General features: G+C 71.2%; 15 protein-coding genes and 1 pseudogene. 12 read left to right on the forward strand and 4 right to left on the reverse strand.

Going from position 1 to position 26,015, the window contains the following annotated elements:
• The first annotated feature begins 102 nt into the window (after positions 1-102).
• Genes Sdagh_RS17900 through Sdagh_RS17910 form a run of 3 tightly spaced genes read left to right on the forward strand, consistent with a single transcriptional unit; the run spans position 103 to position 3,412 of the window.
• Positions 103-534, forward strand: coding sequence for a hypothetical protein (locus Sdagh_RS17900; protein ID WP_190076978.1), 432 nt, complete (start codon positions 103-105; stop codon positions 532-534).
• Positions 531-1,955, forward strand: coding sequence for a KGGVGR-motif variant AAA ATPase (locus Sdagh_RS17905; RefSeq protein WP_190076979.1), 1,425 nt, complete (start codon positions 531-533; stop codon positions 1,953-1,955). Before Sdagh_RS17900 ends, Sdagh_RS17905 begins: the two co-directional genes overlap by 4 nt.
• Positions 1,952-3,412: a hypothetical protein gene (locus Sdagh_RS17910; protein ID WP_190076980.1), complete on the forward strand. Its 1,461-nt coding sequence runs from the start codon at positions 1,952-1,954 to the stop codon at positions 3,410-3,412. Before Sdagh_RS17905 ends, Sdagh_RS17910 begins: the two co-directional genes overlap by 4 nt.
• A gap of 28 nt (positions 3,413-3,440) precedes the next feature.
• Here Sdagh_RS17910 and pglW read toward each other — a convergent pair whose 3' ends face one another.
• Complete coding sequence (gene pglW, locus Sdagh_RS17915; RefSeq protein ID WP_308288748.1) at positions 3,441-7,913, reverse strand: BREX system serine/threonine kinase PglW; 4,473 nt, start codon at positions 7,911-7,913, stop codon at positions 3,441-3,443.
• Between the two features lie 172 nt (positions 7,914-8,085).
• Here pglW and Sdagh_RS17920 point away from each other — a divergent pair, with 172 nt between their 5' ends.
• The 4 genes from Sdagh_RS17920 to Sdagh_RS17935 are packed head-to-tail and all read left to right on the forward strand — an operon-like array spanning position 8,086 to position 16,566.
• Entirely contained in the window at positions 8,086-9,741 is a 1,656-nt protein-coding gene (locus tag Sdagh_RS17920) for a TIGR02677 family protein (protein WP_190076982.1), read from the forward strand.
• Positions 9,738-11,063 carry a TIGR02678 family protein gene (locus Sdagh_RS17925; RefSeq protein WP_190076983.1) on the forward strand — a complete coding sequence of 442 codons (1,326 nt, stop codon included), beginning with the start codon at positions 9,738-9,740 and terminating at the stop codon, positions 11,061-11,063. The genes Sdagh_RS17920 and Sdagh_RS17925 overlap by 4 nt, the downstream gene beginning before the upstream one ends.
• Positions 11,060-15,298 (forward strand): TIGR02680 family protein, encoded by a 4,239-nt coding sequence (locus tag Sdagh_RS17930; RefSeq protein ID WP_190076984.1) that lies wholly within the window; start codon positions 11,060-11,062, stop codon positions 15,296-15,298. Before Sdagh_RS17925 ends, Sdagh_RS17930 begins: the two co-directional genes overlap by 4 nt.
• On the forward strand, positions 15,295-16,566 hold the full coding sequence (locus Sdagh_RS17935) for a TIGR02679 family protein (protein WP_190076985.1): 1,272 nt from the start codon (positions 15,295-15,297) through the stop codon (positions 16,564-16,566). The genes Sdagh_RS17930 and Sdagh_RS17935 overlap by 4 nt, the downstream gene beginning before the upstream one ends.
• A gap of 349 nt (positions 16,567-16,915) precedes the next feature.
• On the opposite strand, the pseudogene Sdagh_RS17940 reads toward Sdagh_RS17935, so the two are convergent.
• Positions 16,916-17,934: pseudogene (locus Sdagh_RS17940) on the reverse strand (transposase); the annotation flags it as partial.
• A 165-nt stretch (positions 17,935-18,099) separates the two neighbouring features.
• On the opposite strand from Sdagh_RS17940, the gene Sdagh_RS17945 reads away from it, so the two are divergent.
• The 5 genes from Sdagh_RS17945 to Sdagh_RS17965 all read left to right on the forward strand — a co-directional run bounded on the left by Sdagh_RS17945 (position 18,100) and on the right by Sdagh_RS17965 (position 22,569).
• Positions 18,100-18,432 carry a type II toxin-antitoxin system PemK/MazF family toxin gene (locus Sdagh_RS17945; RefSeq protein ID WP_190076986.1) on the forward strand — a complete coding sequence of 111 codons (333 nt, stop codon included), beginning with the start codon at positions 18,100-18,102 and terminating at the stop codon, positions 18,430-18,432.
• 613 nt (positions 18,433-19,045) lie between these two features.
• The gene (locus tag Sdagh_RS17950; protein ID WP_189425211.1) at positions 19,046-19,759 is read left to right on the forward strand and encodes a tRNA-dependent cyclodipeptide synthase; all 714 of its coding nucleotides are present in this window, start codon (positions 19,046-19,048) and stop codon (positions 19,757-19,759) included.
• A gap of 164 nt (positions 19,760-19,923) precedes the next feature.
• Entirely contained in the window at positions 19,924-20,733 is an 810-nt protein-coding gene (locus Sdagh_RS17955) for a class I SAM-dependent DNA methyltransferase (protein ID WP_190011454.1), read from the forward strand.
• Positions 20,730-21,725, forward strand: coding sequence for a squalene/phytoene synthase family protein (locus tag Sdagh_RS17960; RefSeq protein ID WP_189425198.1), 996 nt, complete (start codon positions 20,730-20,732; stop codon positions 21,723-21,725). Before Sdagh_RS17955 ends, Sdagh_RS17960 begins: the two co-directional genes overlap by 4 nt.
• A 10-nt stretch (positions 21,726-21,735) precedes the next feature.
• Positions 21,736-22,569, forward strand: a complete 834-nt coding sequence (locus Sdagh_RS17965; protein WP_189425196.1) for an SAM-dependent methyltransferase — start codon at positions 21,736-21,738, stop codon at positions 22,567-22,569.
• A 252-nt stretch (positions 22,570-22,821) separates the two neighbouring features.
• Here Sdagh_RS17965 and Sdagh_RS17970 read toward each other — a convergent pair whose 3' ends face one another.
• Positions 22,822-24,987: a peptidoglycan recognition protein family protein gene (locus Sdagh_RS17970; protein WP_190077036.1), complete on the reverse strand. Its 2,166-nt coding sequence runs from the start codon at positions 24,985-24,987 to the stop codon at positions 22,822-22,824.
• A 282-nt stretch (positions 24,988-25,269) separates the two neighbouring features.
• Complete coding sequence (locus tag Sdagh_RS17975; protein WP_189425193.1) at positions 25,270-25,905, reverse strand: hypothetical protein; 636 nt, start codon at positions 25,903-25,905, stop codon at positions 25,270-25,272.
• Positions 25,906-26,015: the final 110 nt, after the last annotated feature.

The following is a 26,015-nucleotide window of genomic DNA, read 5'->3' on the forward strand; positions in this document are numbered from 1 at the left end:
GATCGGCTCGATAGAGTGATCGTCGTGACGGCCTCGACACCCTCCGCGACACAGCCACCCGCGTTCGCAGTGGCCAGCAGGAACCACTATTGCGCGGCCAGGTTGGCCGCCGATGAGGACCTGCGGATATCCGCTGATCATCTCGCCGGCCTGGCGGCGGAGTGCGCTGTCAAGGCGATCCTGATCGACTTCCTGGGGTCCCGGCTCAACGCGCGGAACATGCCGGAGAATCCGGAAGTAGAGGCTCTGTACCGTGTCGGCAACGCCATGAAGTGGAAGAAGCAGCACGGGCACCTCCCCGAGCTGTGGGAACACCTCACCGCCGTCGCCCACCGCCGCCGGGGAGGCGGATCGGGCGCGCTCTTCACGCAGCTCATCTGGAAGAACCCCTTCGCCGGCTGGGACGTCGCGAACCGCTACTGCGACGGCACCGCGATCACCGACGCGGAGGTCGACCGGCACCTCAAGGCCGCGTACGACCTCATCGCCGCCCATGAACAGGCCGGCATCCTGGGCACGAGGACCCACTCATGAGCCGTTCCCGTGCGCGTTTCGACACCGCCTGGCAAGCCGCCCTCGACCACGCCCGGCAGGCGGCGGCGCAGTTCGGCATGGACGTCGTCGTCACCCGCGACGTGCTCGGCCGGGCCTGTCTGCTCATCAACGACCAGGGACGCCCCCTCGCGCACGACGACGCGGACGTCGTCGCCCTCCGTGACGCGTTCGTGGCCGCCACGCGCCCCTTCACGGGCCTCGAACCCCTCCTCTTCGGTGCAAAGCTCTTCGCACCGGAGCTGTACTTCGACGCCGAGGACCGCGCACCGGTCAGCCCACGGCAAGGCTCCGCCGGCAGCGTCCACGCGCTGGAGCGGACCGTCATCGGCACCGACTGGGCCCGGGGCGTCCGCACCCCGACAGACGGGGCCCTCGGGCGCCGGGACCGAAGGGTGGCGCTGTACGGATTCAAGGGCGGGGTGGGGCGCACCACCGCCACCGCCGTCCTCGCCCGGTACCTCGCCGGAACAGGCCGCTGCGTGCTCGTGGTGGACCTCGACCTGGAGTCCCCGGGCGTCTCGAACCTGCTGGAGGACCCCGCCGGCATCCCCCGACACGGCATCGTCGACCACCTGATAGAGAGCGGCGTCGGCAACGCCGACGGGCTGGAACTGGTGGCACGCAGCTCCGCACTGCCCGTCAAGGGCAACGGGGAGGTGTGGCTCGCCCCGGCGGGCGGCTCACCGCTGGCGGGGGAGCCGTACGACTACCTCGCCAAACTGAACCGCATCTACAGCGACCTCGCCGGACTCAACCCCGGTGACGGCGACCGGCCGTTCGCCGCGCGGCTGGAGGAGGCCATCGCCGCCTGCGAGGACCAGGTGACCGAGCTGTCGCGGCCACCGGACGTCGTCCTGCTGGACAGCAGGGCCGGCATGCACGACATCGCGGCGGTCACCCTGACTCATCTCAGCGGGCTCGCCCTGCTGTTCGCCGTGGACAATCCCTCCACCTGGGAGGGCTACAAGATGCTGTTCGAGCAGTGGCAGCAGCGGCCCGCCCTGGCCCGGGAGCTGCGGGAGCGGCTGCGGGTCGTGGCGGCCATGTTCCACTCGGCCGGGGACGCGAAGCGGCTGCCCGCCCTGCGCGACCGCGCCCAGCAGCTGTTCGCCGACACCCTTTACGACCAGCTCGGCACGGACGAGGACGGCCCGGACGACGTGGACGACGTGGACGACGCAGGCGACGAGGGAGACGAGCTGTACCACCCTCCCCTGGAGGACGACGACGCGCCGCACGCCCCCATCCCGATCCTCTTCGGCAACGACCTGGTGGGCCTTGACCCCCTGCGCAGCCGCGACTGGCCCGAGCTGCCGTTCGTCGAGGCCGCGTACCGGACGTTCACGACTACGGTGGAGCGTCTGCTGCCGCCACCGCACCCCGCCCCGGAGTCCTCATGACCGCCCCGCCGACCACCGACGAGTACCGCTCCCTGATCTCCAGGGCCCTCGGTGCCGCACTCGACGCGGACACGGACGGTCCGGACCGGCAACGCCTGTTCACCCCGTCCAGCCACCGCCTCGCCCTCGACCCCGACGTGACCGTGGTCCGGGGCGCCCGCGGCACCGGCAAGACGTACTGGGCGAAGGCGCTGATCGATCCAGAGCTGAGGGAGGTGGCCGCGCGGTCGTACATGATGCCGCGGCTACGGCGAGTCCGGGTCACCACCGCGTTCAGGGCGGGCGGCAACAGTGAGACCCCTTACCCGGGCAAGCGGAAGATCGCCAGACTGCTACGGGACGTGATCGACCCCGACAGCTATGCCTATGACATCTTCTGGCGCGCGGTCGTGATGATGGCGCTCGAGGTACCGCAGATCGCGAGCCTGGCTGACTGGCCCGACCGTATCCGCTGGGCCGCGGCGAACGAAGACGCGTACGACGACGCGCTCGGCAGGGCCGACCGGGAGGCCCGGGACAGCGGCGAGACGCGTGTGCTGCTCTTCGACGCCCTGGACCACCTTCACTCCGACCGCGGGACGGCCGACCGGCTGGTGTCGGCGCTGTTCCAGGTTGCGCTGGAACTGCGGCTGACCACAGGGGCGCTGCGCGCCAAGATCTTCGTCCGCCCGGACATGTACGACAGCGCGCCCAAGGCGTTCGCGGACGCCTCGAAACTGGGGGCCAACGCGGCCGATCTGACGTGGAGCCGAGAGAACCTCTACGGTCTTCTCTTCCACCGGCTGGGGAACCATCCGAGCAGGGAGGCGGAGAAGTTCCGGGCGCAGTACGGCACGTGGGAGACGCAAGGTGAGGGGCGGTTCATCGCGCCGGTCGACCTGATCGCCGACGAGAAGTGCCAGGAGCGGGCCTTCGTCGCTCTGGCGGGGTCCTACATGGGCACCGACCGGCGCAAGGGCCACACGTTCACCTGGGTGCCGAACCACCTCCAGGACGGCAAGGGGCGGGTGAGCCCGAGGACCTGGCTGCTCGCCCTGCGCACGGCCGCGGACCTGACGGCGGAGCGGTACGCCACACAGCCGTACCCGCTGCACTACGAGGCGCTGCGGGAGAGCCTGCACGAGGCGTCGCGGGTCCGGGTGGACGAGCTGAAGGAGGACATCGGCTGGGCCGCCACCGCCATTGAGCTGCTGGAGGGCGGACAGGTACCCATGGAGCCGTCCCACGTCCGCCAGTTCTGGGCGCAGGGCGGGCTGGCGGAGATTCTGCGTCGCAGGGGGGAGAACGACGACGAGAACAGCGGCCCCCGTGACGCCGACGATCCCTTCGCGCTGATAGAGGAGCTGGTGGAACTCGGCGTTCTGACCAAACGCACCACCGGCGCCCTCGACCTGCCCGACGTGTACCGGCTGGCGTTCGACATCGGCCGCAAGGGCGGGGTGCGCCGCAGGTCCTGAGTCGGCAGCCGGTGCAGGCCGGGTCCGCTCAGCCGGTCACGGCCGGCACCCGCAGCGAGTCCAGGAACTCCTTGTCCAGGTGCTCCCGTTCCCCGTCCCCGCCGATCACCTCCACGGTCCGCCCGTCCAGCTTCGGCTCCTGCGCGCGTGTCTCGACCGTGCACAGCAGCCACAGGCCGTGCGGGGTGTCGGCGGGGCGGCGGGCCGCGTTCTGGAGCCGGACGAGGAAGGCGTGGCCGCCCTCGTCCCAGTAGCGGGCGACCAGGCCGGCGTCGTGGAGGAACAGCACGGTGCGGGGCGCACCGGCGCGGGCGAGGACCGCTTCCTCCACGCGCTGCCAGGCGACCCGGACGAAGGACGCCAGCCCCGGCTTGATGCTGCCGGGGGCGGAGAGACTGTCGGCGCGCAGGACCTTCCGCCAGTCCTGGCCCTTCTCCGCGGCCAGGGCGCGGAAGGCGGTGAGGAACACGTCCGACAGATCGACCGCCTCGACCGGGAAGGCGGCTGCCACGGTCTCCGCGGCTCCCGCGAACGCGTTCGGCTTCACCGTGAGGGCGAGGAAGCCGCCCCGTGCCGCCACGGCGGTGAGCCGCTCCCGCAGCGGGCCGTGCGGGTCCTCCCGTTCGGCCCGGGTGACCGGGGTGGGCGGCTGGTAGCTGGTGAGGGCACCGGTGGAGCTCCAGGTGCCCGTCGACTCCGGCGCCCTGGGGAAGAACTTCTCCGCATCGTCGTCGTACACAAGGTCGAAGCGCGCCCCTTCCAGGGCGTCCAGCAGCTCCACGTGGGTGGGTTCACGGGAGCCCGATACCAGGTCCAGCCCCGGGAAGCGGGCACGCAGGCGGGCCACCAGCTCGCCGACGGTGATCCCCCGGTCGCGGCGGACGCCCGCGCCCGCCTGGGAGATACGCAGCGCCCGCTCCAGGCTCAGGTCACGCGGGTACAGCTCCAGCCGGGGGGTGGCCGCGACGCCGGGGGCCGTCGCGGCGGCCAGGGACACGAGACGGGTGTCGGCGAGCGGGGCGAACCCGTCGGGTGCGGGCACGGCGCGCAGGACGCGCAGGACCTCGCCGCGGCCGGGCAACGGGTCCTGCCGTGCCAGCCGTTCGGCGGCCTGGCCGAGGAGCGCCGCGTAGTCCGCCAGCTCCCGCGGGCTCGGGTCGTCCGCGCCCGGCAGGGACTCGGCGGCGAGCAGGACCGTCTCGCCCCGCCGGTGCACGGCGAAGCGGGGCTCGTGCGGCCCGTCGGGGTCCTCGTCCGGGCGCTCGGTGGTCTCCGCGTCGGCGGCGGCCCGTACGACGGCCAGGGCCCTGGCGAGCGTCCGCTCGGGCGTGTCTGATCCGGCGCCGTGGCGGGCCCGGAGTTCGGCCGCGGCCTCGTCGGCGGTCATCACCCGGCCGACGGACTGGAGGATCTCGGTCAGCTCGGTGCGGACCGGGTCCAGCCAGTCCGCCTTCGCCCACCTCCTGATCTCGATGCGGTGATGCCGGGAGACGGAGGTCTGCTTGATGCCCAGATGGTCGGCGATCCGGGCCTGCACGGGCCAGACACCGAGCGGGGAGAGTCCGCCGTCGTCCGGGGGCAGGCCCAGCGTGAGGCGTACGACGTCGGCCCGGTGAGAGCCCTTGCGGCCCGGCTCGGGGGCGAGGAGCGCGGCCATGTCGTCTATCGACAGGATGCGGGGCTCGCCCTCGCCGGAGGCCGAGTGCACTCGGCCGGAGTCGTCCGGCACCTGCCCGCGGGGCGCGTACGGCGCCGCCGGGCGCAGCGCGGTGGCCCACTGCTTGCGGCGCCGGTTGAGTTCCTTGCGGACGAGGGCGCCCGCGCCGCGCGCCTTGGAGATGGCGTACGGCTGGATGTCCAGCAGTTCCCCGACCGTGGTCGCGCCGAGTCCGCCGGCCACCGACTCGGCACGCGGAGACAGGCCGGCGGCATCCAGCGGCGTCGTCAGGTCGGCCGCCGCAGCGGCCCGGTCGCGGGCCTCCTCCGGATCGTCGGACGCGGTACCCACAGTGGAAGGGGTCGTGGCGGGCGCGGTCGCGTCGGCCGCCCGGAACACTTCCCGCCAGGTGTCCCACATCTGCCGCAGCGTGTCGAAACGCTGCTCGGTGTCGCGGTGCAGCGCGCGCTGGAAGAAAGCGGTCAGTCCATCGCGCAGCGCGGGCTCGAACAGCTCGGTGGCGACGTGGAGTTCGGCCGACTCGTTGGTCAGCGGGTCGAGCTGTCCTTCGCCCCAGAGCGGGCGCTCGCCGCTCGCCATCTCGTGGAGGGTGACGGCGGCGGCGTACCGCTCCGCGTGATCGTCGTAGTGGGCGCGGCGCATCGAGCCGAGGAACGGGTCGAGGTAGCCGCGTGTGCCCGCCTTCACATCCCGGTCGGAGGCGTCCGTCAGGGAGAAGTCGAACAGCTTGAGTTGCCAGGTGCGGTCCTTGCGGCGCTGGATGCCGAAGTTGTCCGGTTTGATATCGCGGTGGCGCACGCCCTGCGCGGCGAGCTGGTCCAGGGCGTGGAACAGGTCGTCCGCGAAACGCTCCAGCTCGTGGTAAGTGAGCCGCCCCTTGCCGCGCAGCCGCTCGCCGAGCGACTGCTCACCGGCGTACTCCAGCTCCAGGACGGTCCGCCCGCCGAGCTCCCGCAGCCCCTCGCCGCGCAGCTGGACGACGGAGCCGCCGCCGACCTTGCGCAGGGCCCGTTCCTCGGCGCGCAGCCGCCCCGCCTTCTCCTCGTCGAGGGCGACCTTGAAGACGTGCTCGTCGAGCTGGGTGCGGCCGTCCTCGTCCTCGGTGGCCCGCTCCACGAGCAGGGCGCGGGCCGTGGCGCCGGTGCCGAGGACACGGCGTACCGTCCACTCGGCGTCCAGCGACTGGCCTGGCGCCGCTTCGAGCGGGTCGACGCAGGCCGCCGCCGGTGAGTCGGGGAGGATACTGGCGCGTTCCGCCTCGTCCAGCAGATCCAGGAACGCCTCGGCCGAGCCGAGCCGCTCGTTGACGTCGGCGCGGGTCGCCCGGAAGACCAGATCGTCGAGAACGTCGGGCAGGCCGTCGGTCACCGCGAACAGGCGCAGGCCGCCGTCACTGCGTAGCCTTTCGGCCAGGTCGCTGCGCTGGGTGGCCGGGGGGCGGCCGGTGAGGATCAGGTAGGCGATCGCGCCGAGACCGAAGATGTCCAGGTCGGCGGGGTCGGCGTACGGCTGATCCGACTCGGGGGCGAGATAGACGCGGGCCGCGTCCTCGATCAGGGCGGCGTCGAGGGCGGAGCCGCCGATGGAACGGAAGAAGGTGGCGTTGCTGTCGAAGTCCCGTGCCGCGGTCTGCCAGTCGGTGATCCGCAACTCGGGAGCCGCCCCGTCGACCCGGAACGACACATAGACGGAGCGGGCCGCGAGCGCCCGGTGGTAGAGGGAGCGGTTGTGCGCGTAGCGGACCGCCTCGGCGAGCTGCCGGACGAGGTCCAGGCGGATCTCGGGCGTGAGCCTGCCGCCGTAGGTGTCCAGGTACTGGTCGAGGCGGAGATCCCCGTGCCGGTGGCGGAAGAGGATCGCCGGTCCGCCCTGGTGCTCGCGGAAATCGAGCGCGTCGACGATGCCGCGGTGGGTGATGCCCTGCAGCACCTGGTACTCGCGGCGCGCGGCGCGCTCGGTGGCCCGGCGGGCCGCTTCCGTCGCCTTCTGGCTCACCAGGTAGATGCGGACCCGGCCCTCCTCCTGGACGAGGCCGTCGTCCCGGACGGCCAGCCGGTCCTCCCAGGAGGGTCCGGCGTCCAGCGGATGCGGCTCCATCTTCCAGGCGTCGCCGAAGCGGAGGTGGGCGGTGGACTGGCGGATCCCGATCGTCTTGAGCAGCTGCGGCAGGGTGTGCCGCGAGAACTCCGGCGTGATACGCCGGTCGGGACGGTCGGGGGGCAGGCCGAGGAAGTCCTGCCAGATCCGCTTCAGGCCGCTGCCGCCGTCGTCCCGCCCGTAGACCTTGATCTGCTGGACTTCGTCCAAGTGGCTTTCCAGGCCGGGCGACGACAGGAACACGGCGGGCTCGACGCGCGGGACCACTCGCTCGGACAAGCCCAGCTTGCGGGCCGCCCACTGGAGCTGGCTCTTCAGCTCCTTCGACTTCAGGTCGGTCAGGTGCAGCGGGTTGTTGATGGTCCGCATGCGGTCGGATCCCTGGAAGTTCCAGGTAGACCCAGTGTTGCGGAGCTGCCCGGGATGCCCCTTGATTTCGATGAGGAAGAGTCCGGCGGGGACGGCGACCAGCAGATCGCACTCGTTGACGCGGCCGGACATCGCGGTGAAGGAGAACGTGGCCCAGGCGCGGAACGGCTCGGCCTGCGGCATGAGCCCCCGCACATGGTCCAGCGCGTCCTGCTCCCACGGGTATGGCGAGGGACGGTCCTGGAACCACTGCCGGGCGGGGCGCGGCGGCCCCGGCTTGGGTACGCCGGGCTTCGATGCCGACGTGCCTGACTGAGCTGTCACCGTCCGGCCTCCCCAGGCTTTCCTCACGGACACGATGCGAAAGTGCCTGGTCGAGCCTATCGCGAGAGAGAGCGGCCGAAAGCGGTTGTGGACGGGGGCAGAGCCTTGGGCGGGGAGGGGGGAGCAGAGCCTCGGCCGGGCGAGGACTGGGACATTTTCAGCCACCCGCCGCTAGCAGGCGGACGCGCCGCGTAACCTCGCAGGCATGGAGCCACCCGCATCCGGGGCCGCGCGGGACGCCGGACCGCAGGATCAGGCCGCGCAAAACGCCCATAGCGAGGCGCGCCGCCGACTGGACGCCTACACCTACCTCAGCGCCCCCGAGCGGCTGGAGTACCTGGCGATCATGCGGGTCTTCTGCGGGACCCTGCTGGCGGACCTGGCCGCACCGGATGTCCTGGCGAAGCTGCGCCAGGCCGGCGGCCCCGCCGCCGAGCTCTATGCCGACACCCTCACCGACCGACTGGAACGGCTGGTGAAGTGGGGCAACCTGCTGCGCAGCAGCCACACGGTCAAGGCGTCCAGTATCAGCGAGTACCAGCGGTCCCGTGCTCGCTACCAGTTGTCGAAGTTGGGCGAACGCATCCAGCGGGACGCCGACGGTGTCCTGGCCGAGGCGGACGCCGCCCGGGAAGTGAGCAACGAGCTGCTCGCCCTGGTGGAGCGCGGGCTCAGGGAGCTGGCCGAGCTCGTGACCGCGCCCGGCGGCATCGAACCGCAGGACGGACTGGAGCGGGTCAGCACGCTGTTCGTGCAGTTCACCGAGTTCGCGGATTCCATCCGGGACTTCTACGCCTACCTCGGCCAGGTCCTGGCCCGGTACGACCTGGACAGCGCCGAGTACCAGGGCTTCAAGGAGCTGCTCCTCGACTACGTCGAGGCGATCACTGAAGACGTGGCGTTCCGCGCACCCCGGATCTCGGCGGCACTGGAAAAGCTGTGGCCGCACATCCCGGATCTGCTCGCCCGGCTGGACGCCCACGCACAAGGGCTCACCGGCCTGTCACCGCAGAGCGACGGCCGCCTGGAGACACGGGTGCAGCGCAGCCGGGGGCGCGAGTTCGCGGACTGGGAGGGCCTGCGCGGCTGGTTCAGTGACACCGATGGGCAGGGCAGCCAGGTCGATCAACTGCGGGACGCCACCCTGCGCGCGTTGCAGTCGCTGCTCGCCAACGCCAAGCGGATGCTGCGGTCAGCCACCGGGGAGATGTCCCGGCGCAAGGACCTGCTGCGGCTGGCCCGGTGGTTCGAGGAAGCGGCGCCGCAGGACGCGCACGACATCGCCGTCGCCGCCTTCGGGCTGTACGGCGCCCGTCATCTGGGCATACCTCCGGCCACCGACGAGGTGGTGCCCGCGTACACGAGCTGGTGGACCGGGCCGGTGGTCGAGGTGCCGGTGGCCCTGCGGGAAAGGGGCAGCCGCGCCCAACGGGGCCGGACGTCCGCGGTGGAGGACCACTCCACGCAGAAAAGGCGGCTGCGGGAGGCAGCCCGTGAGCGAGCCGCGGCCAGGGCAGCGGCGGCGGACGAACTGCGCAGCGCCTCAGGCCGGTTCGCCGAGGTGCGCCTCACCTCTGCAGCGCTCGGTCTGCTCCTGGAGCTGCTCGCCACCGCACTCGGGAACGCGCAGCTGAGGCGTCGCGCCGGCACGGACGGAAAGGGCGCAACTGAATTCGACCTCGACCAGGCGCACAGCGAGGACGCCGAGCTGGGGATCCGGCTCACCGTGCGACGCACGGCAGGCGCCCGGTGCGTCCTGCACTCGGTCGACGGCGACCTGCTGCTGGACGGCCTGGAGCTGGACGTCGGCCGTACCTCCTCCGACGCGGCCGACGGCGATGCGGAGGTGAGCGTGTCATGACCCTCCCCTCGACACACGACGTCGCCCTGGCCGCCGAGCGCCGCAGCGCCGCACGGCTGCTGCTCGCCCATCCGCTGGTCACCTCGGACGGCCCGCACGCCGACCTCTTCCCACTGATCCGCAGGCATGCCGACTGGCTGAGCAAGCGGTTCCAGCAGGTTCTCGGCTACCGCCTGCTGGTCGACAGCTCCTACGCCCGGCTGTTCAAGGCGGGGCTGGGAGCAGGCGCGGGCCGCCGGCTGGAGCGCTCCACCGGCACCCCCTTCACCCCGCACACCTACGCCTGTCTCGCGTTGGCCCTGTCCGTGCTGGTGACCGCACCCGAACAACTGCTGCTGTCGCAGCTGGTGGCCGACATCAGGGCCGCCGCGGCCGACGCGGAGATCGAGCTGGAGGAGACAGGCAGGGCGGCGGGGAAACGGACCTTGGTAGCGGCTCTGCGCCTGCTGGTCGAGTGGGGCGTCCTCATCGAGACCGAGGGTCATGTGGCCGCTCTCGCACAGGATGCGGGTGGAGAGGCCCTGATCACAGTGGACCGCGAGCTGGCCCGCGTCGTCGTCGCCGGCCCGCTCGCCCAGGCCCGTGACGGCGCCGACCTGGTCCGGCGGGCAGCAGACCCCGGATTCGGCGGACCCCGCACCTATGTGCGCCGGATGCTCGTCGAGACACCAGTCGTCTACCTGGACGAGCTGACTGACGCCGAACGCGACTGGTTGCGGACCCGGCAGCGCCGCGAAGCGCAGGCGTTCTCCGAACTTCTGGGCCTGGAGATGGAGATCCGCGCCGAGGGAGTGGCGCTGGTGGATCCAGAGGACGAGCTGACGGATCTGCACCTGCCCGGCACCGGGACGGTCGCGCAGGCCGCGCTCCTGCTGGTGGAACGGCTCGTGGAGCGCCTTCGGCCGCAGGAACCCGGGCACCCGGCGACCGGAGGGGCGCTCGTCATCGGTGCAGCTGTCCCGGACGGCCTCGTGGACGAGTTGCTGACCGAACTGGTCGCCGAGTACGGACAGCGCAGCAACTGGCAGCGTGACTACCTGGAAGACATCCCTGCCCTGCGGGAGGCCGTGCTGGACCTGCTGGCCCGCATGCGGCTGATGGCCCGGACCGGCCGTCTGCGCGCCGAGGGCTATGGCCTGCCGGAGGGGTACACCGATGAGGCGCCGGAGGGGCGCACCGTGACTGATGTCCGCGGGGTACGTCCCGGCGGTGACGGCTGGGTACTGCTGGCCGCGTCGGCACGTTACGCCACCCACGTGACCGTGCGCCCGGCCACCGCAGCCGGCAAGGGCACTGATGTTCAAGAGGAGTTGCCGTTGTGACCACCGATGCGCGTGGCCTCGTCCCGCTGCCGCGGTCCGGCCCCACGACCACCGCCGGCACCCGCTTCCGGCTGCACCGGGCGGGCATCCAGAACGTGTGGCAGTACGACGAGCAGGAGTTCGCCTTCGGTGACGGACGGCTGCTCCTGCGTGGCAAGAACGGCGCGGGCAAGTCCAAGGCCCTGGAAATGCTGCTCCCGTATCTGCTGGACGGCGACTCACGGGCGCTGGACGCGACGGGCACCGGCCGGACCACTCTCGCCTGGCTGATGCTGGACGGGTTCGAGCAGACCAACCGTCTCGGCTACCTGTGGGTGGAGTTCCAGGGCACGACCGACGGCGGCGACCATCGCCACCTCACCCTCGGCGCCGCCATCCGCGCCTCGAAGTCGACGCAGAAGGCGCTGCCGACGTTCTTCGTCACGCCGCTGCGCGTCGGTGAGGACCTGCACCTGGTCGAGAGCGGAAGGCCCCTGCCGGTCGACCGGCTCAAAGAGATCGTCGGCTCCGACAACGTCACCGACCGCGCGGTCGTCCACCGCTCGCGGGTGGCCCGGGAACTGTTCGGCATCACCGACGCGACCCGCTACCGCAACCTCACCCAGCTCCTCCACCGGCTGCGGCGGCCCACCGTCGGGGACCGCATCGAGCACGGAGGACTCGCCTCCCTGCTGAGCGAGACCCTGCCGGGACTCGACGAGGACGTGGTCGAGAAGGTCGCGCGGAACCTCCACGACCTCGACGCCGTGCGCGACGAACTCGGCCGCCTGGAGCGCACCGATACGGCGCTGCGAACCTTCCTCACCAGTTACCGCGGATACCTGTCCGGAGTCCTGCGCACCCGCGCGCAGGCGGTGAGTGGGGAGCTGGAGGTCCTCGCGCAGCGACGCCGGGCGGCCGGAGACGCCGCACAGCGGACCAGCGAGCTGATGACGCAGGAAGAGGCGGCGGAAGCCCGGCTGGAGACCCTGCGCGACGAGGAAGAAGCCGCCCGGACCGACCTCGCCGCCCTGCACGCCAGCCACGCCTACCGCAGCCTGCGTGAACTGTCGGAACGCCGCACCGCGGTCGAGGCACTGCACACCGCCGCAGTGGCCGCCTTCACCGCCCTCAGCAACGCACACAGCGCAGAGGACGGCGCGGCTGAGCGGCTGGCCGACGGTGCCGAACACCTCGGCGGCCGACTCGCCGAACTGAGCACCGAACGCAAGGAACTGCTGACGCAGGCGGAGAAGGCCGGGCTTCCCACCGGCCATCTCGGCGAGGCAGTCGCCCTGCCCCGCACGGTCTGCTCCCAGGCCGGCGAGGCGGAGCTGACCGCTCCGGATGGGGAGACGCACATGGTGCAGCACCGGTCGGTCGTCCGTGTGGACACGGCGGCGGTGCACGACGGACTGTTCTCCTGGCAGGGGCAGTTGGAAAACGCCGAGGCGGTCGTGAAGAACCGGACCCGGATGGTCCAGGAGGTGACGCGCCTCACAGCGCAGGCCGAGAAGGCCCGAAGCCGGGCGGAACAGGCCGACACCGAGCGGGAACGGCTGGAGAGCGAGGCGGAAGAGGCCGCCGACCGTCTCGACGCCGGCCGCGAGAAGGTCGCCGAGGAGAGCGGTGCCTATGCCCGCTGGGTCGCCGAGTGGGTCACACGCACGCGGGCCGCCGTCGGGTCCGGCTGCCCGCCGCTGGACGCCGTCCACGCAGTGGTCACCTGCGAAAGCTTCGCCGGTGCCCCGTTCGCGGACCGGACGCTCCCGCCCGACATCGACGGCCAGGCATGGCAGGCCGCCCATGCCGCACTGGAGCCGTACGGCGAGGAACTCACCGGACGCCGCGACGCCCTCGCCCTCACCGTCGGCCGGCTCGATGAGGAACTCGGTCGTCTGGCGAGTCAGAAGCGTGACTGGGAGCGACGTACTGATCCCGAGCCGCCGGTCCCCTACCACCGCGTTGCCGAAAGGACACCAGGCAACGGGGCGCCCTTCTACCGGCTGGTGGACTTCAAGGATGGGCTGAGCCCCGCGTACCGGGCCGGTCTGGAAGCAGCGCTGGAAGCCAGCGGAATCCTGGACGCGTGGGTCAGCGCGGACGGCGCCCTTGTCAATTCCGGCACCCGTGACACTCTGCTGCGTCCCGGTTCCGCGGCGCCGGACGGGCCGACCCTCGCCTCGGCCCTGCGCCCGGCACCACAACCGGGGTGCGGGGTCGCGTCCGAGCAGGTGGAGCACCTGCTGACCACCATCGCGGTCGCACCGGCCGAGGAAACGACTGCACATGACGCGGTGCACTATGACGGAAGCTGGCGTCTGGGCATCCTCAGCGGCCGGCACCACAAAAGTGACGCCGAGTACGTGGGAGCCGCCGTACGCGCCGAGACCCGGCGGCGCATCCTGGCCGAGCTGGAGGAGCAGCTCACGCGGACAGAGCAGCGGCTGACCGACGCCCGTCACGAACTCACCGAGGCCGACGCCCGGCGCCGGGCTCTCAGGTTCGCGGAACAGGACTTCCCCCGGGCACGCGGTCTCGCCGACGCCTGGAGCAGAGCCGAGTCGGACGAGAGGACGCTGCGTGACCTGACCGCCAAGGCCACCAGCGCGGCGCGGCTGGCCGAGGAGGCCCGCGCCCTCGCCGTAGCCGCACGCACCGAGGCGGACGCCACCGCCACCGCTTATGACCTGCGCAGCGACCCCGCCGAGCTGGAACGCGTACGCACCGCGCTGGCCGCCCTTCTCACCGGCATCGGGCATCTTCGCCGAGCGATCGGCAGCACGGGCGAGCGGCTCGGCACCCATCACACCGATGCCGAGCGATACGAACACGCCCGTGAAGAACGCCTGGCCACGGAGGAGAACTACCGGCTCCGCCTCACCGGGCTGCGTACCGCACAACAGGACCTGCGCACCCGCGAGGAGGCCATCGGGGCGACCGAAGAAGAGATCCTCGCCCGCGAGCAGGAAACAAGACGGCGCATCGCGCACACCGCCCGGGCCGTTCCGGCGGCACAACGTATCCGGAACGATCTGCACGACCGGCGCGTGCGCGCGGAAGAGGAGGAGAAGCGCCTGCGCGAGGCCCTGACCGCGCAGGAGACGGCGGTCATCGCGACCGGCGGCGCCCTTCGCAGCGCACTCGGCCGGCCAGAGGTGGTGCATGGCGCCGGGCTGGACCGGTCCGCACTGCCCGAGGACACGGCGGATGATCCCGGCTTGAACGTCCGCAGCCGGCTGCGCGCGCTGCAGACACTGGCCGACGCGGTACAGCAGGCCCTCGGCCGCCCGAAGGCCGAGGTGTCGGACAACACCCTGCTCAACCGGCACACCGACCTGCGCGACCAGCTGGCCGGCGGTTACGACGCGCAACTGGACGAACGCGACGGAATCAAGGTATGCCGCCTGATCGACGACCACGGCTCCCACGACGTAGCGGCCGTGGGCGAGCGAATCGCCGTCCAGGCGGCAGAGGCCCGGGGACGGCTCACAGAACGCGAACGCGAGGTGTTCCAGCGGTTCCTGACCGGCGAGCTCGGCGACCATCTCTCGGCCCAGGTCATCACCGCGGCGAACCTGGTCGCGGCACTCAACGACACCCTGCGCACCGTACGCACCTCACACGGTCTCGGCGTGGAACTGCTGTGGAAGCTGGACGAGGACGTCGACGCGGACGTGCGGGCGGCCGTGGACCTGCTGCGCAGTCCGTCGAGCCTGCGCACGCGTGAGCAGACCGAGCAGCTCCGCGAGGTGCTGCAACGCCGGATCGAGGACGCCCGGCGGGCCGATCCCTCAGCCGGTTACGCCGCCCACCTGCGGACCGCTCTCGACTACCGCGACTGGTTCCGCTTCCACACTTTCGTGGTCGAGGACGCCGCTCCGGGACGGCGGCGGAAACTGACCGGCCGCACCGGGCTCAGCCAGGGCGAGCAGCGAGTGCTCTCCTACCTCGTGCTCTTCGCCGCAGCCGCCGCCCACTTCACCAGCCTCGCCGAGTCGGCACCCCACGCCCCGCGGCTCATCCTGCTCGACGACGCCTTCGCCAAGGTCGACGAACCCACCCACGGGCGGCTGGGACGCATCCTCGTCGATCTCGATCTCGACTTCGTCCTCACCAGCGAACGGCTCATGGGCAACTGGCCGGAGGTGCCGTCCCTCCACATCTACGAGTGCCTCCGCGATCCTCATGTGCGCGGAGTGGCCACCCTGCACTACACCTGGAACGGCCGGCACCGGCGTCTGGTGTCCGTATGAGCAAGCTGCCCACGGCGACACGGGACTGGCTGGCCGGTCCCGGCCTCACCCGGCTCTGGGAAGCCGTACGCAAGCGCCTGGAAAGCAACGGCGTGCAGGCCACCGGCTCCCTCCGGCTGACCTCGGTGAGCACCCAGGAACGCGACGACCTGTCGCTCCTGCTGGGCAAACCCGTCACAGGTGCTGCCGTAACTGTGCGCCTCGACGCCCTCGACACGCGGCTGCGCGCCTCGGCGGCCGGACTCGGTCTCAGAGAGGTGCTGGAGGAACTGGGCCCTCCGCTCACCGACCGCCGTGCCGTCCGCGCGGGTATCGCGGCACGGCGCGAGCACGTCTGGTCGTCGCTCGCCTCGGCGCTGGACGCCTCTCCACTCGCCGGACAGGACTGGACCGGGCAGTGGTACGACCTGCTGCGCCGCACCGGCGTACCGAGAGGAGTGACACCTGAAACGGCGATACGCACGCTTCAGCAGGCAGTGCAGGTCCTCACCGTACTGCTCGGCCGGCAACGGGGTGGCACCCGAGGCCGAGGAGAACTCGCCGCCCTGGCGACCGGTTCTGCACACGGCCTGGACGACGGCACCTGGCTCGCACGCCTCGTCCAACGCGGCATCGCCCTCGCCCACGGCACCGAGTTTCCCGGCGACGCGGCCGGCCGACGCGCACTGTGGCGTCTGGTGTCCGTCACACCGGACGAGGTCTCCAGCACCGTGCTGACGTACGGGCTGCGGCCCGTCGGTGGGGGCTGGCGGGAGCAGGCCCTGAGGCAGCGCGCCGACCATCACGCCGAAGCTCATCTCACGCCGCGCGATCTGCACGACCTCCAGCTGCGACTACCTGCCGGAGAAGTGGTCCACATCTGTGAGAATCCGCGCGTGGTGGAAGCTGCGGCGGACGCTGCTTGCGTCCGGCCCTTGGTGTGTACGTCCGGCAGCGCCGCCACCGTGGTCCTCACACTCCTCGACGCTCTCGCCACCACCGGCTGCCGCTTCGCGTACCACGGCGATTTCGACTGGCCGGGCATCGCGCTGGCGAACCGGATCATCCGCCGTTACGGAGCCCAGCCATGGCGCATCTGCGCCGAGGACTACGAGCACCTGGCCGCTCGAAGCCAGGCGGAGGGGATCCCTCAGTTGCCGCTCGACGGCCAGCCTGTCAGCGCGGCCTGGGACCCGGGCCTCGCTCCTGCGATGACCGCTCTTGGGGTAGCGCTCCATGAAGAGGTCACCCTTGACCTTCTGGTGAACGACTTGTCGGGTCTGGCGTAAGGACACCCCGGGACACGTGACAAATGCTCAGGGTAGGAGTGCAGGTGCTGGGAGCCATCCGGGAGCCGACCCGTTCCCCGATCCCCTGCCAGGGCGCGCGACACCAACCGAGCCCACCCATCTGACCTGCGGAAACGCGAGCGAGGCTGGCAGGCTCACCCACCGGACCTCATTCGGGACGAAGAGGTCGTGGGTTCAAATCCCGCCACCCCGACAGCTGAAACACCAGGTGAGGCTCCTGCTCTCAAGAGCAGGAGCCTCACCTGTTCCGTGTGCGTGTCCATCTGCGTGATCACCGCTCCGGTGCGCGCCGACAGGGCGGATGGCTTGTCGTCGGTAGTGGCTGGGGTCGGACGACGAGGGTGGCGAACAGGCGCTGGATCTCGTTGCGGGTGAGCTGGATGAGGGCTTCGGGTGCGGGGCGGGTGTGCTCGTCCGCGCGTGCGACGGCGAGGAGAGCGTGCGCGAGCATGGCGAGGGTGCTCCAGCGAGGACCAGGAGGTACAGCGGCGAACCTGGTGCTCGTCGAGTGCGGCCAGGCCCTTGTCCGACTGGAAGGACTCCTCCACCCGCCACCTTGATCCGGCGACTCCGACCAGCACGGTCAGCGGCACGGATGCGGGCGAGCAGCAGCGATAGTAGGCGAGTTCGGCTGTGCTGCGGTGTCGGCGGACCGGTAGCTGACGACTCACCGGGCGGGGACCGGGGAAGCCGATGACTGCCCGGTTGTGACGCGGTGGCCCCTTGGTTCCGGCCCCTGCGGAGAGCCTCTGCCAGGCCGCTCGGGCACCTTCTTGGCCAAGATGTCCGCACGGCCCCCCGGTGCCGCCGTGGACCTCGTCGCCGGCTACCCGTGCGGCCTGGTGGCCGGCGTCCAGAAACCGGGCGGCCGTACGAGTGCCGGCTCCGGCTCGGTGGTGAAGGTGGTTCTCCTCGGCGAGGCCCGCGGCGCGGCAGCGGCCGGGGTCGTTCCCGGTCGACTGCGGTGTGGCCGCGCTTGCCTGCGTAACCAGGGAGACGGCGACCTGAGAGTTCTCGACCCGGCCGGTGGTAGCGGTGTGTCGGCGCCGGACGCCGACCGTGCCAGGGCCCTTCTTCACATCGCCGGTCTCGTCGACGACCAGCACCGCCCGGTTGTCGTGCGGGTGCTCCACCACGTGGCCGCACACGTCGTCGCGGACCTGATCGGCATCCCGCTCGGCCCTGCCCAACGGGTGCCGCATGCCGTCCGGAGCGGTCTCGCCAGCCCTCTCGGCGATGGTCCAGCAGTTCTCGCGCGGCAGGCCGGCCAATAGACCGAGCACCGACCGCGCCGCGCCGCGCCGGGGTTCGGCCCGGGCGAAAGCGCCCCGCGATCCGGCCCTTCAGGGCCTCGAACGCGTCCCGCCAACGGGTGGGTTCTAGGCTGTGACCCGCGGCCGCCGTCTCTTCGTCGGTGCACACAACGCACGATGATCAACGGTGACCGCGCCCGTCTCCACAACGCGTCAGGGTCGCGCAGTTCCGCCTGCCGTCCCTGAGTCAGGAGGACGTGTGCAACGTGGCGAGGTCTGGTGGGTGGAGTTCGACGAGCGGCGGCTGGTCGTACTGCTGGCGGCAGACGACGCGTCCAGGATTCGGGCGATGCAGGTCGTCACTCCTGCGGGCGTCGACATCAGCGGTCTGGGCGTCGAAGTGCGCGTAGGTGCCATGGAAGGACTGCCCTTCGAGGGCGTGCTGCGGTTCGCGCTCCCGCGCCCGGGCTTCACCCCCTGCACGTGGCTGACCACCGTGTCCCAGGACGACCTGATCGAGCGGGCGGGCGTCCTGTCCTCCGCGAAGCTCGGCGAGATCGAGAACGCCCTCCGTCTCGGTGAACTCGGGTAGGCGGAGAGGCACCGCTCACCCTCGGGATCACGGTCTGCGGCTGGAGTATCAGGACTTCTCTCCCATATCCTGTTACGGGCCTTGGGAGGGGCGGGTGACTGCGGTAGTGGTGTTTTCCCGGCGTGCCCGAGATTTCGTGTGAGACTTTGACAGGTCTGCCCTGCGTCACTTCGGCACTCGCGTCAAGCACCCATTGCCCTGTTCCGCCGTGCGGCCTGATTTGAGCCCAGAGGGTGAGAAGCGCGCGGCCGACGCGAGTCGGGCAGTGGTGTTCGAGGTGCCGCGCCCGCGGCCTCCGGTGCGAGCCCACACGGCGGTTGGAGTCGACGTCGACCAGCTCGCCGGGCGGCCGACGTGCCACTGAACACAGGCCATGACATTCAAAGGAGAGATTCTTCTCCCCTTTCATCACTCTTGGCGCAGATGTGAAATACTGCACTCTGGCCACGCTCGCCCCCATGGTGACGGGGACGGTTTTTCATTTCCTCGGTCGAGACCATTTTCGGATTTCCCGATCCTCCTTTCCAGGGCATGACGATTCACCCGCAAGAGGGGTGTGCGGTACGTGCCGAACGGGCTCGGGCCGGGTACCTATTGCAGCGTGCCCGCACACATGGAATTCTCCATCGAGCCGATGACCGAGAATTGCTATTCCGTCTGCCAGAGACGTGAACACGTGGTGCTCGGCGTGAGTCCCGGGAACAGCTTCTTCAAGGTTCCGCTGCTCACCGACCTGATCCGCTGGTTGAGCCGGGAGTTCGCGCGCCTCGACATCGTCGTCCCGGACGTGGAACTGAGCACCACGTTCACCTCCCTCGGCTATCCCCCCGGCCGCGCGGCCCGCAAGGCGCTGGCGGAGGTCAACGCGGTGCGCAACCGTGTCGTACGAGCCTGGCAGGCGCTCGGCGGTCCGCGTCCGTGCGACGGGCTGCACCTGATGTCGGACCTGGTGGACCGCTCGCGTTACCGGACCGCTCGCGCGGCGTGTGAAAAGGCCCTGCGCGAGGACGAGACGCTGAGGGTCACCTGCCGCGAAGCCAGCCGTGTGGTACTGAGGGCGCGGCGCCCCGGCAGCGAGCCGACCGCCGAGGCGGTCGAGCAGGCCATGCGTTACCTGCTCGCGGAACTCCCGTTCTTCATCGCCTCGGCCGACATCTTCGATGTCCCTTCGTCCCTGTGCTTCTACCACCGCCCGCTGCCTCTGGCCGAGTTGGTCTTCTCCGGGCGCACGGTGCTCAAGCCCGGGCCCCAGCAGGGCTACGCGCTAGTGAGACCCGTCGCTCCCCCGGCCGGGCCCGCGGCGCAGCGGGCGGTCCCCGACACGTGACCCCGCGACGACGCGGGGATGCCGCCCCGCCCGAGAACCTCCACCCCGCACAGACGAGGCCCCTGGCCGTCCGCGCCCGGTCCCGTCATCGCGCACCCGCTTCGCACGCCACGACCAGATCCGCGCCGCCCGCGGCCGAGCGGACCAGCAAAGGAGCAGCCGACGTGAGTTCCCAGACGGTCACCCCCGACCCCTACGGCAATCTCGCGGAGTCCTACGACCGGCTGGCCCAGTGGGCCATCGACCAGCAGCAGGAATCCCCACGGGACCGCGTGGGTGATTTCCTGCAGACCTTCTGGCAGTCCCAGGACCGGCCGGTGCGAACCGTGCTGGAGATCTGCTGCGGCACCGGCCTGATGCTGGCCGAGCTGGCTCGCCGCGGATACGTCGTCACCGGTCTCGACCGGTCAGCGGCGATGCTGGAACAGGCACGGGCCCGGATGGGCGGGAAGACGACTCTGATCCGTGCGGAACTGCCGGACATCCCCGCCCCGGCGGGAGAGTTCGACGCCGTCGTGAGCGCCGCGGGAGGGCTCAACTACCTGTCGGAGTCACAGATCTCCGCGACGTTCGGCGCCGTCGCCCGACTGCTGCCGGCCGGGGGCACCTTCACCTTCGACGTCTTCGGCCAGGGTTTCTACGCCAAGTTCTTCGACCCGTCAGCGCCCCGGGTCATGGCCCTGGAACTGGACGACATCTCGTACATCTGGACCTTCACCAAGCCCGCCGAGGCCCCGTTCGTCGACATGTCGTACACCCAGTTCAGCCCGGCCTCACGGGCGGTCGACGGTGAGCCTGCCTTCATCCGCACCCGTGACCTGCATCGCTACTACCCGCTGCCCCACGCCACCGTCCTCCGCCTGGCCGCCGAGCACGGTTTCACCGACCCCCGGGCCCACGACAACTACTCCTCCGACCCGTCCGGCCCCCACACGCTGTACGACACCTGGACCATGGTGCGGACCGGGTCATGACCGCGGCCATCGACCAGACCGGTCTCCGTGCGGACTTCGCCGCCTGTACCGCCTTCATGCGCCGCCGCGGCGCCGTGGTCTACGCCATGCCTCGGATGCTCCTGCCGCCCGACCGGCGTCCCTACTGCGACGCCGTCCAGGCGTTCACCATCTACGCGGACAAGCTCATCGACGACCCCCGGGTTCCCGTCGCCGACCGCCGCCGGCGCTATCAGGACTACTCGCGAGCCGTCCTCGCGCTCCTGGAAACCGGTGACCCCGACCGATGGGACGGTCCGCGCTCCCCCGAGGACACCGTCGGCCGGCACCTCGCCCGTGCCTTCGCGCACTTCACGCGGGTCTGGGACGTTCCCCCCGAGTCGGTCCGGCGGCTCCTGGACACCATGGCCGGCGACGCGGAGGCCACCGAGTACCCCACGTTCGCCGACCTCGACCAGTACATCCGCGGCACCGGAGTCCCGTACATCCACTGGATCAACGCGCTGCTGGGCCGCCGCGCCCACACCAGCGAGGTGGCCCGGGAGAAGGCCGCTGCCGCCATCTTCGGCCTGGCCCTGACCGACAACCTCCAGGACCTCGCGGAGGACCTGACAGCCGGCCGGCTCTGCCTGCCGGTGGAGGACCTACGGGCCTTCGGGCTCGACCGCGACGACCTCGCCAGGGCTGTCCGGGAGTGGCGGATGCCGGGACCGGTGCGTGACCTCGTGCGCTTCGAGGCCGACCGGGCGTACCGGTACCTCGAACAGGCCGACGGCTGGTGGCGGACGGCCGACCCCGTCGCACGGGAACTGCCCCGCCAGTACGTACGCCTGACGCTGCACACCCTGCGGCGCACGGTCGGCGCCGAGTACGACCTGTTCGCCCCCCGGAGGCGGGCCAGACTGACGTGGGGGGCCCGCGCCTGCGCCGGCTTCGCCCTCGGCTACGGCCGCGCCCGCGTCCGGTGGTCGGCCCGGCTTCCGGACCGTCGTCCGCGGCCGGCCTCGAACTGACGGGGCCACCATGTCGTCACCGGACAGGAATCCCACCGTCAGCCACCATTACGCGAGGTGGGCCGACGCGTTCGTCGGCCTGCGGGGCACCCGGGCGATGCACGCGGGGTACTACACCGGCGCCGGAGACACAGCCACGATCGCCGACGCCGCCGACCGCCTCGTCCGGCTGGCCGGGCGGCAGCTCGGGCTGGGACCGGGTCACCATCTCCTCGACATCGGGTGCGGAACGGGCCAGCCCGCGGTGTTGCTGGCCGAGGAGACCGGGTGCCGCGTGGCGGGGGTGGACGCCAGCCGCGACATGCTCGAACTCGGCCGGTGCCAGGCCGCCGGCTCGGTCGCCGCCGACCGGATCTCGTTCCACCACTCGGACGCCACGAAGCTGCCCTTCCCCGACCGTTCCTTCGACCGTGCCCTCATGATCGAGGTGGTCTCCCATGTGCCCGACACGGCCGAGGACGGCAAGCAGGCGGCGTTCGCGGAAGCGGCACGATGCCTGCGGCCGGACGGGCTCCTCGCCCTGGTGGACATGACCGCCCCTTCGGCCGCCGCCGCGGAGAGACGGAACTGGATGGACGACGTGCCCTCCGTACACCTCACCACCCGGCAGCGGTTGCTGGAGCTTCTCGTGGCCGCCGGCCTCGAAGTACGGGACGTGACGGACATCAGTCCCCACGTCCGGCACGGCGGCCGGCGAACCCAGGAGGTCTTCGACGACCACCGGCAGGAACTGGCCGCCGCCCTCGGGAGCGGCACCGTCGAGCGGATGGCTCGGCTCGTCGGACAAGTGGCAGAAGCCTATGAGAATCTCGGCTACCTCATGGTCACCGCCCGCGTCAGATGACGCGGCGCCGCGCCGGAGCCCGGATCAGCCACCGGCACGGCCGCCGTCGGCCGGCTCAGCGGCGACACCGCCCGGCGGATGTGCGTGCTGGACCTGACCGGCGCAGAGCCCTCCGGTGCGAGCGCGGGAGGACCCGGGCAGTTCGGGGGCGGCCATGGCCGGGTCCGGGCGGCCGGCCGACGTCCCCCTTCACCAGGAGGGGCCCGGCCCGCGGTGCGGGTCAGGCCCCTGGCCGGCGTACGGGAGCGGGAGTCACTTGAGGTGGACCAGGCCGTCGGTGGTGATCGTGGGGCGGCCGGAGGTGCCGACGACGACGATCTTGACGGTGTGCTTGGCGCTGCTCGACCAGGACTTGGTCCAGATGGCCTGGCGGTACTTGGTGGTGCTGGACTTCAGGTCGACGGTCGCGGTCTTCTTGCCGTCGACGTAGACGTACGCCTGGCCCGAGCCCGAGGCGCGGGAGACCACCCAGGACGCGGAGCGCCCGGTGAAGGTCCAGGACAGGCTCGCGCCCTTGGAGGCGCTGGAGTACGACTTCCCGCCCAGATACTCACCGGACGAACGAGTGCTCCAGCTGCCGGACTTGGTGGCCTTGCTCTCCTGGAGGATCACCGGGGTGAAGGAGGGCGAGGAGGTCCGGGTGTTGCCGGCCCAGTCGGAGGCGCGCATCGACCAGGTGGAGGCGGTGCCGGACTTGGCGGTGCGCTGGGAGGAGGTGGTGGTCGGGCCGAACGTGGCCGTCGTCGGGGACAGCAGCTGTGTCCGGCGCAGCGCCGCGTCGTCGGCGGACTTCCAGGCGAGGGTGACCGGGACGGCCGTGGTGTTCACGGTGCCGGTGCGCAGCGACAGCTTCGGCGCGGTGCTGAAGGTCGGCGCGGTGGTGTCCGTGACGACCTTGAGGGCGGCCGTGGTGGCGCTCCTGCCGGACTGGTGCACGGCGCGTACGGCGACGGTGTGGGCGCCCGCGGCGAGGGTGACGCTCTGGGAGGTCGCGGTGGGTGCGGCGGTGGCGGCCGTCTTGCCGTCGACGAGGACCCGGAATTCCTTGATGAGGCTGGTGGGAGTGGTGGCCGACCAGCGGGCGGTGACCTTCCCCTTGGTGTAGTACGTGGTGCCGGACAGGCCCGTGCCGTCGAGCGAGGTCACCTTCAGGCCCTGCACGGGACCGGCGGCCAGGGTGCGGATGCTCGGCAGCTGGGCGTACAGGGAGTTCCCTGGGCACTCGGAGTTGAAGCCGTCGCGGTGCGCGGAGACGCGGTCGAACTCGTACGCCGTGCCCGCGGTGTAGCTGGTGCCGAAGTAGTTGTCCTGCGTCGCGCCCGCGGTGAGCTGGACCGTGCCGGCCGGGTCGGCGCCGTACTGGCCGAGCTTCCACGCCGCCACCCGCGCGACCGAGGTCAGCGCGGCCTGGGAGGCACCGGTGGAGGTGTGGTCGCCGAGCACCGCGATGCCGGCGGACTCGCGGTTCCAGCCGTAGGTGTGCGCGCCGAGCACGGGCTGGTCGATGCCGCCCTTGCGGCCTTCGAAGACCGTGCCGCACTTGTCGACCAGGAAGTTGTAGCCGAGGTCTTTCCAGCCGTTGGTCTGCACGTGGTACGCGTAGATGCCCCGGACGAGGGCGGGGGACTCGGCGCAGGAGTAGTCGTTGGTGCCGGCCGAGTGGTGGACGAAGACCGCCTTCACGTCCGGGTTGTACTCCGGCGCCTCGGGGCTCATCGCCTCGTCGGCGCCCCAGCCGGCCCGTGCGACAACCGGCGGCTGGGGGACGGAGGAGGGGGGAGCCGTGGGGGTGGCGGGAGCCGTGGGGGTGGCGGGAGCCGTGGGGGTGGCGGGAGCCGGGGACCCGGTGGGCTCGGTGGACGTGCCGGGCGTGGGCGTCGGCGTCTCCGCCGTCACGAAGGCGGCCGGGTCGAGCTTCGTCTCCGCCGTGGTCACCACGCCGGGGTCGACCAGGTTGACCTGAAGGCCCTTGGGGAGGCCGGCGGCCGTGGTGCCGTCCGCATGGACGACCTGGACCTCGACACCGTCGGACGGGCCGGTCCACAGCGGTTCGGTGGCGCCGCGCTCCTCGGAGTCCGCCTCGGGGACCTCCAGCGGATCGACGCCCGCCTCCAGGTCCCGCCAGCCGGTCCACTCCCCCGTCCCGGCGTCGCGGGTACGCACCTGGACCGTGCCGTCCAGTTGCCGGTCGGCGTCCTGCCAGGAGACACCGAGCAGCGAGAACTGCTTGGTCTCGGTGCGCGGCAGCCGGCGCTTGTCGCTCCCGGCGTTCTCCAGTGCCAGGTCGTAGACCCGTACCGGCCGCTTGGCGCGGGCCTCGGGACCATGGCCGGACGACGGGCTGGCGGCGGCGTAGGTGGCCACACCGCCGCCCCCCAATATCACCGCGCCGAGCGACACCCAGGCTCTTCGCCTCAGGCTCAGCGGTCTGTAGGCGTGCGACGAACGACGACTCACGACGGGATACCCCCCACGCCGTCAGCAAGGCTGACGGCAAGAAACAGAAAGGACAGAAACAGAAAGGACAGAGAAACAGAAAGGGCTGACGGAAAGGATCGGACGAGACGTGACGACACGAGACCAGGAGAGAAGAGGCAGGGCCCTGCTCCCGCTGTCCCCCCCTGGTCCAGCGCCTCACAGGGTGCGAACGTTACGCGGTGCCGGCGGGCGCATCGCACCGGCCGGGCACCGCGGGCGGGGTCAGCCGATGTCGAAGTCCATGTTGGTCACGTACCAGGCGTCGTTCAGTTTCGAGGATTCGACCGAGACGTTCAGCTGGTCCGGTTTCAGGCCCGTGGAGTTCGAGACGATGACGTCCGCGAGGGTCTGGCCGTCGATGGATATCTTGTCGGCCGGGTAGGTCGCCTTGTCGCCGGTGGGCGTGGCCTCGGTGACCTCCACCTTCGGGTCGGCCGTGGGCGGGTCGGGGGTGAAGGACTCCTTGAACTGGCCGACGCTCTGCTTGATCTGCTTGCCCTGCGCCGAGTCGTCCGCGCAGGTCTCCGCGCTGCCGATCACCGCGGGGGACGAACCGGTGCCGGCCTCCGCCATCAACAGGCACGCCTGCTCGGCATCGCCCTTGACGACCGCGGTGACCCAGGCGGCGACCGCTTCCTCGGGCGAGGACTGCGCGGCGGAGGTGTCCTGTGCCGCCGTCGGCGTGGGCGTCGGCCGCGCGGTGGACGCGCTGCTCGCCGTCGGCTTGTCGTCGGCCTCCGTGGAGTCCGTACCGTCCGAGCAGCCCGTCAGACCCACCAGCGCCGCCGTCAGCAGACCGCCGGTCAGCAGACCGCCGGTGCGTCGGCCGGCCCGTCTCGTTCCGTATCTCGCAGACACCTTCCGGTGCTCCTTTCCCATGGGCACCTCCCGTCGAGGTACCGCTTGGCGGGAAGGACGTGACCGGGAGGCGGACGGTTCGGTTCCGGTGACGGCTCGTCCGCATGCCG

This window comes from Streptomyces daghestanicus (assembly GCF_020521275.1).
Lineage (GTDB): Bacteria > Actinomycetota > Actinomycetes > Streptomycetales > Streptomycetaceae > Streptomyces > Streptomyces griseoviridis.

Bases quoted from the DNA above. Each gene is read 5' to 3' on its own strand.
- Sdagh_RS17905 (WP_190076979.1), top strand. From the start codon at position 531: ATGAGCCGTTCCCGTGCGCGTTTCGACACCGCCTGGCAAGCCGCCCTC.
- Sdagh_RS17910 (WP_190076980.1), top strand. From the start codon at position 1,952: ATGACCGCCCCGCCGACCACCGACGAGTACCGCTCCCTGATCTCCAGG.
- Sdagh_RS17920 (WP_190076982.1), top strand. From the start codon at position 8,086: ATGGAGCCACCCGCATCCGGGGCCGCGCGGGACGCCGGACCGCAGGAT.
- Sdagh_RS17925 (WP_190076983.1), top strand. From the start codon at position 9,738: ATGACCCTCCCCTCGACACACGACGTCGCCCTGGCCGCCGAGCGCCGC.
- Sdagh_RS17935 (WP_190076985.1), top strand. From the start codon at position 15,295: ATGAGCAAGCTGCCCACGGCGACACGGGACTGGCTGGCCGGTCCCGGC.
- Sdagh_RS17950 (WP_189425211.1), top strand. From the start codon at position 19,046: ATGGAATTCTCCATCGAGCCGATGACCGAGAATTGCTATTCCGTCTGC.
- Sdagh_RS17960 (WP_189425198.1), top strand. From the start codon at position 20,730: ATGACCGCGGCCATCGACCAGACCGGTCTCCGTGCGGACTTCGCCGCC.
- Sdagh_RS17965 (WP_189425196.1), top strand. From the start codon at position 21,736: ATGTCGTCACCGGACAGGAATCCCACCGTCAGCCACCATTACGCGAGG.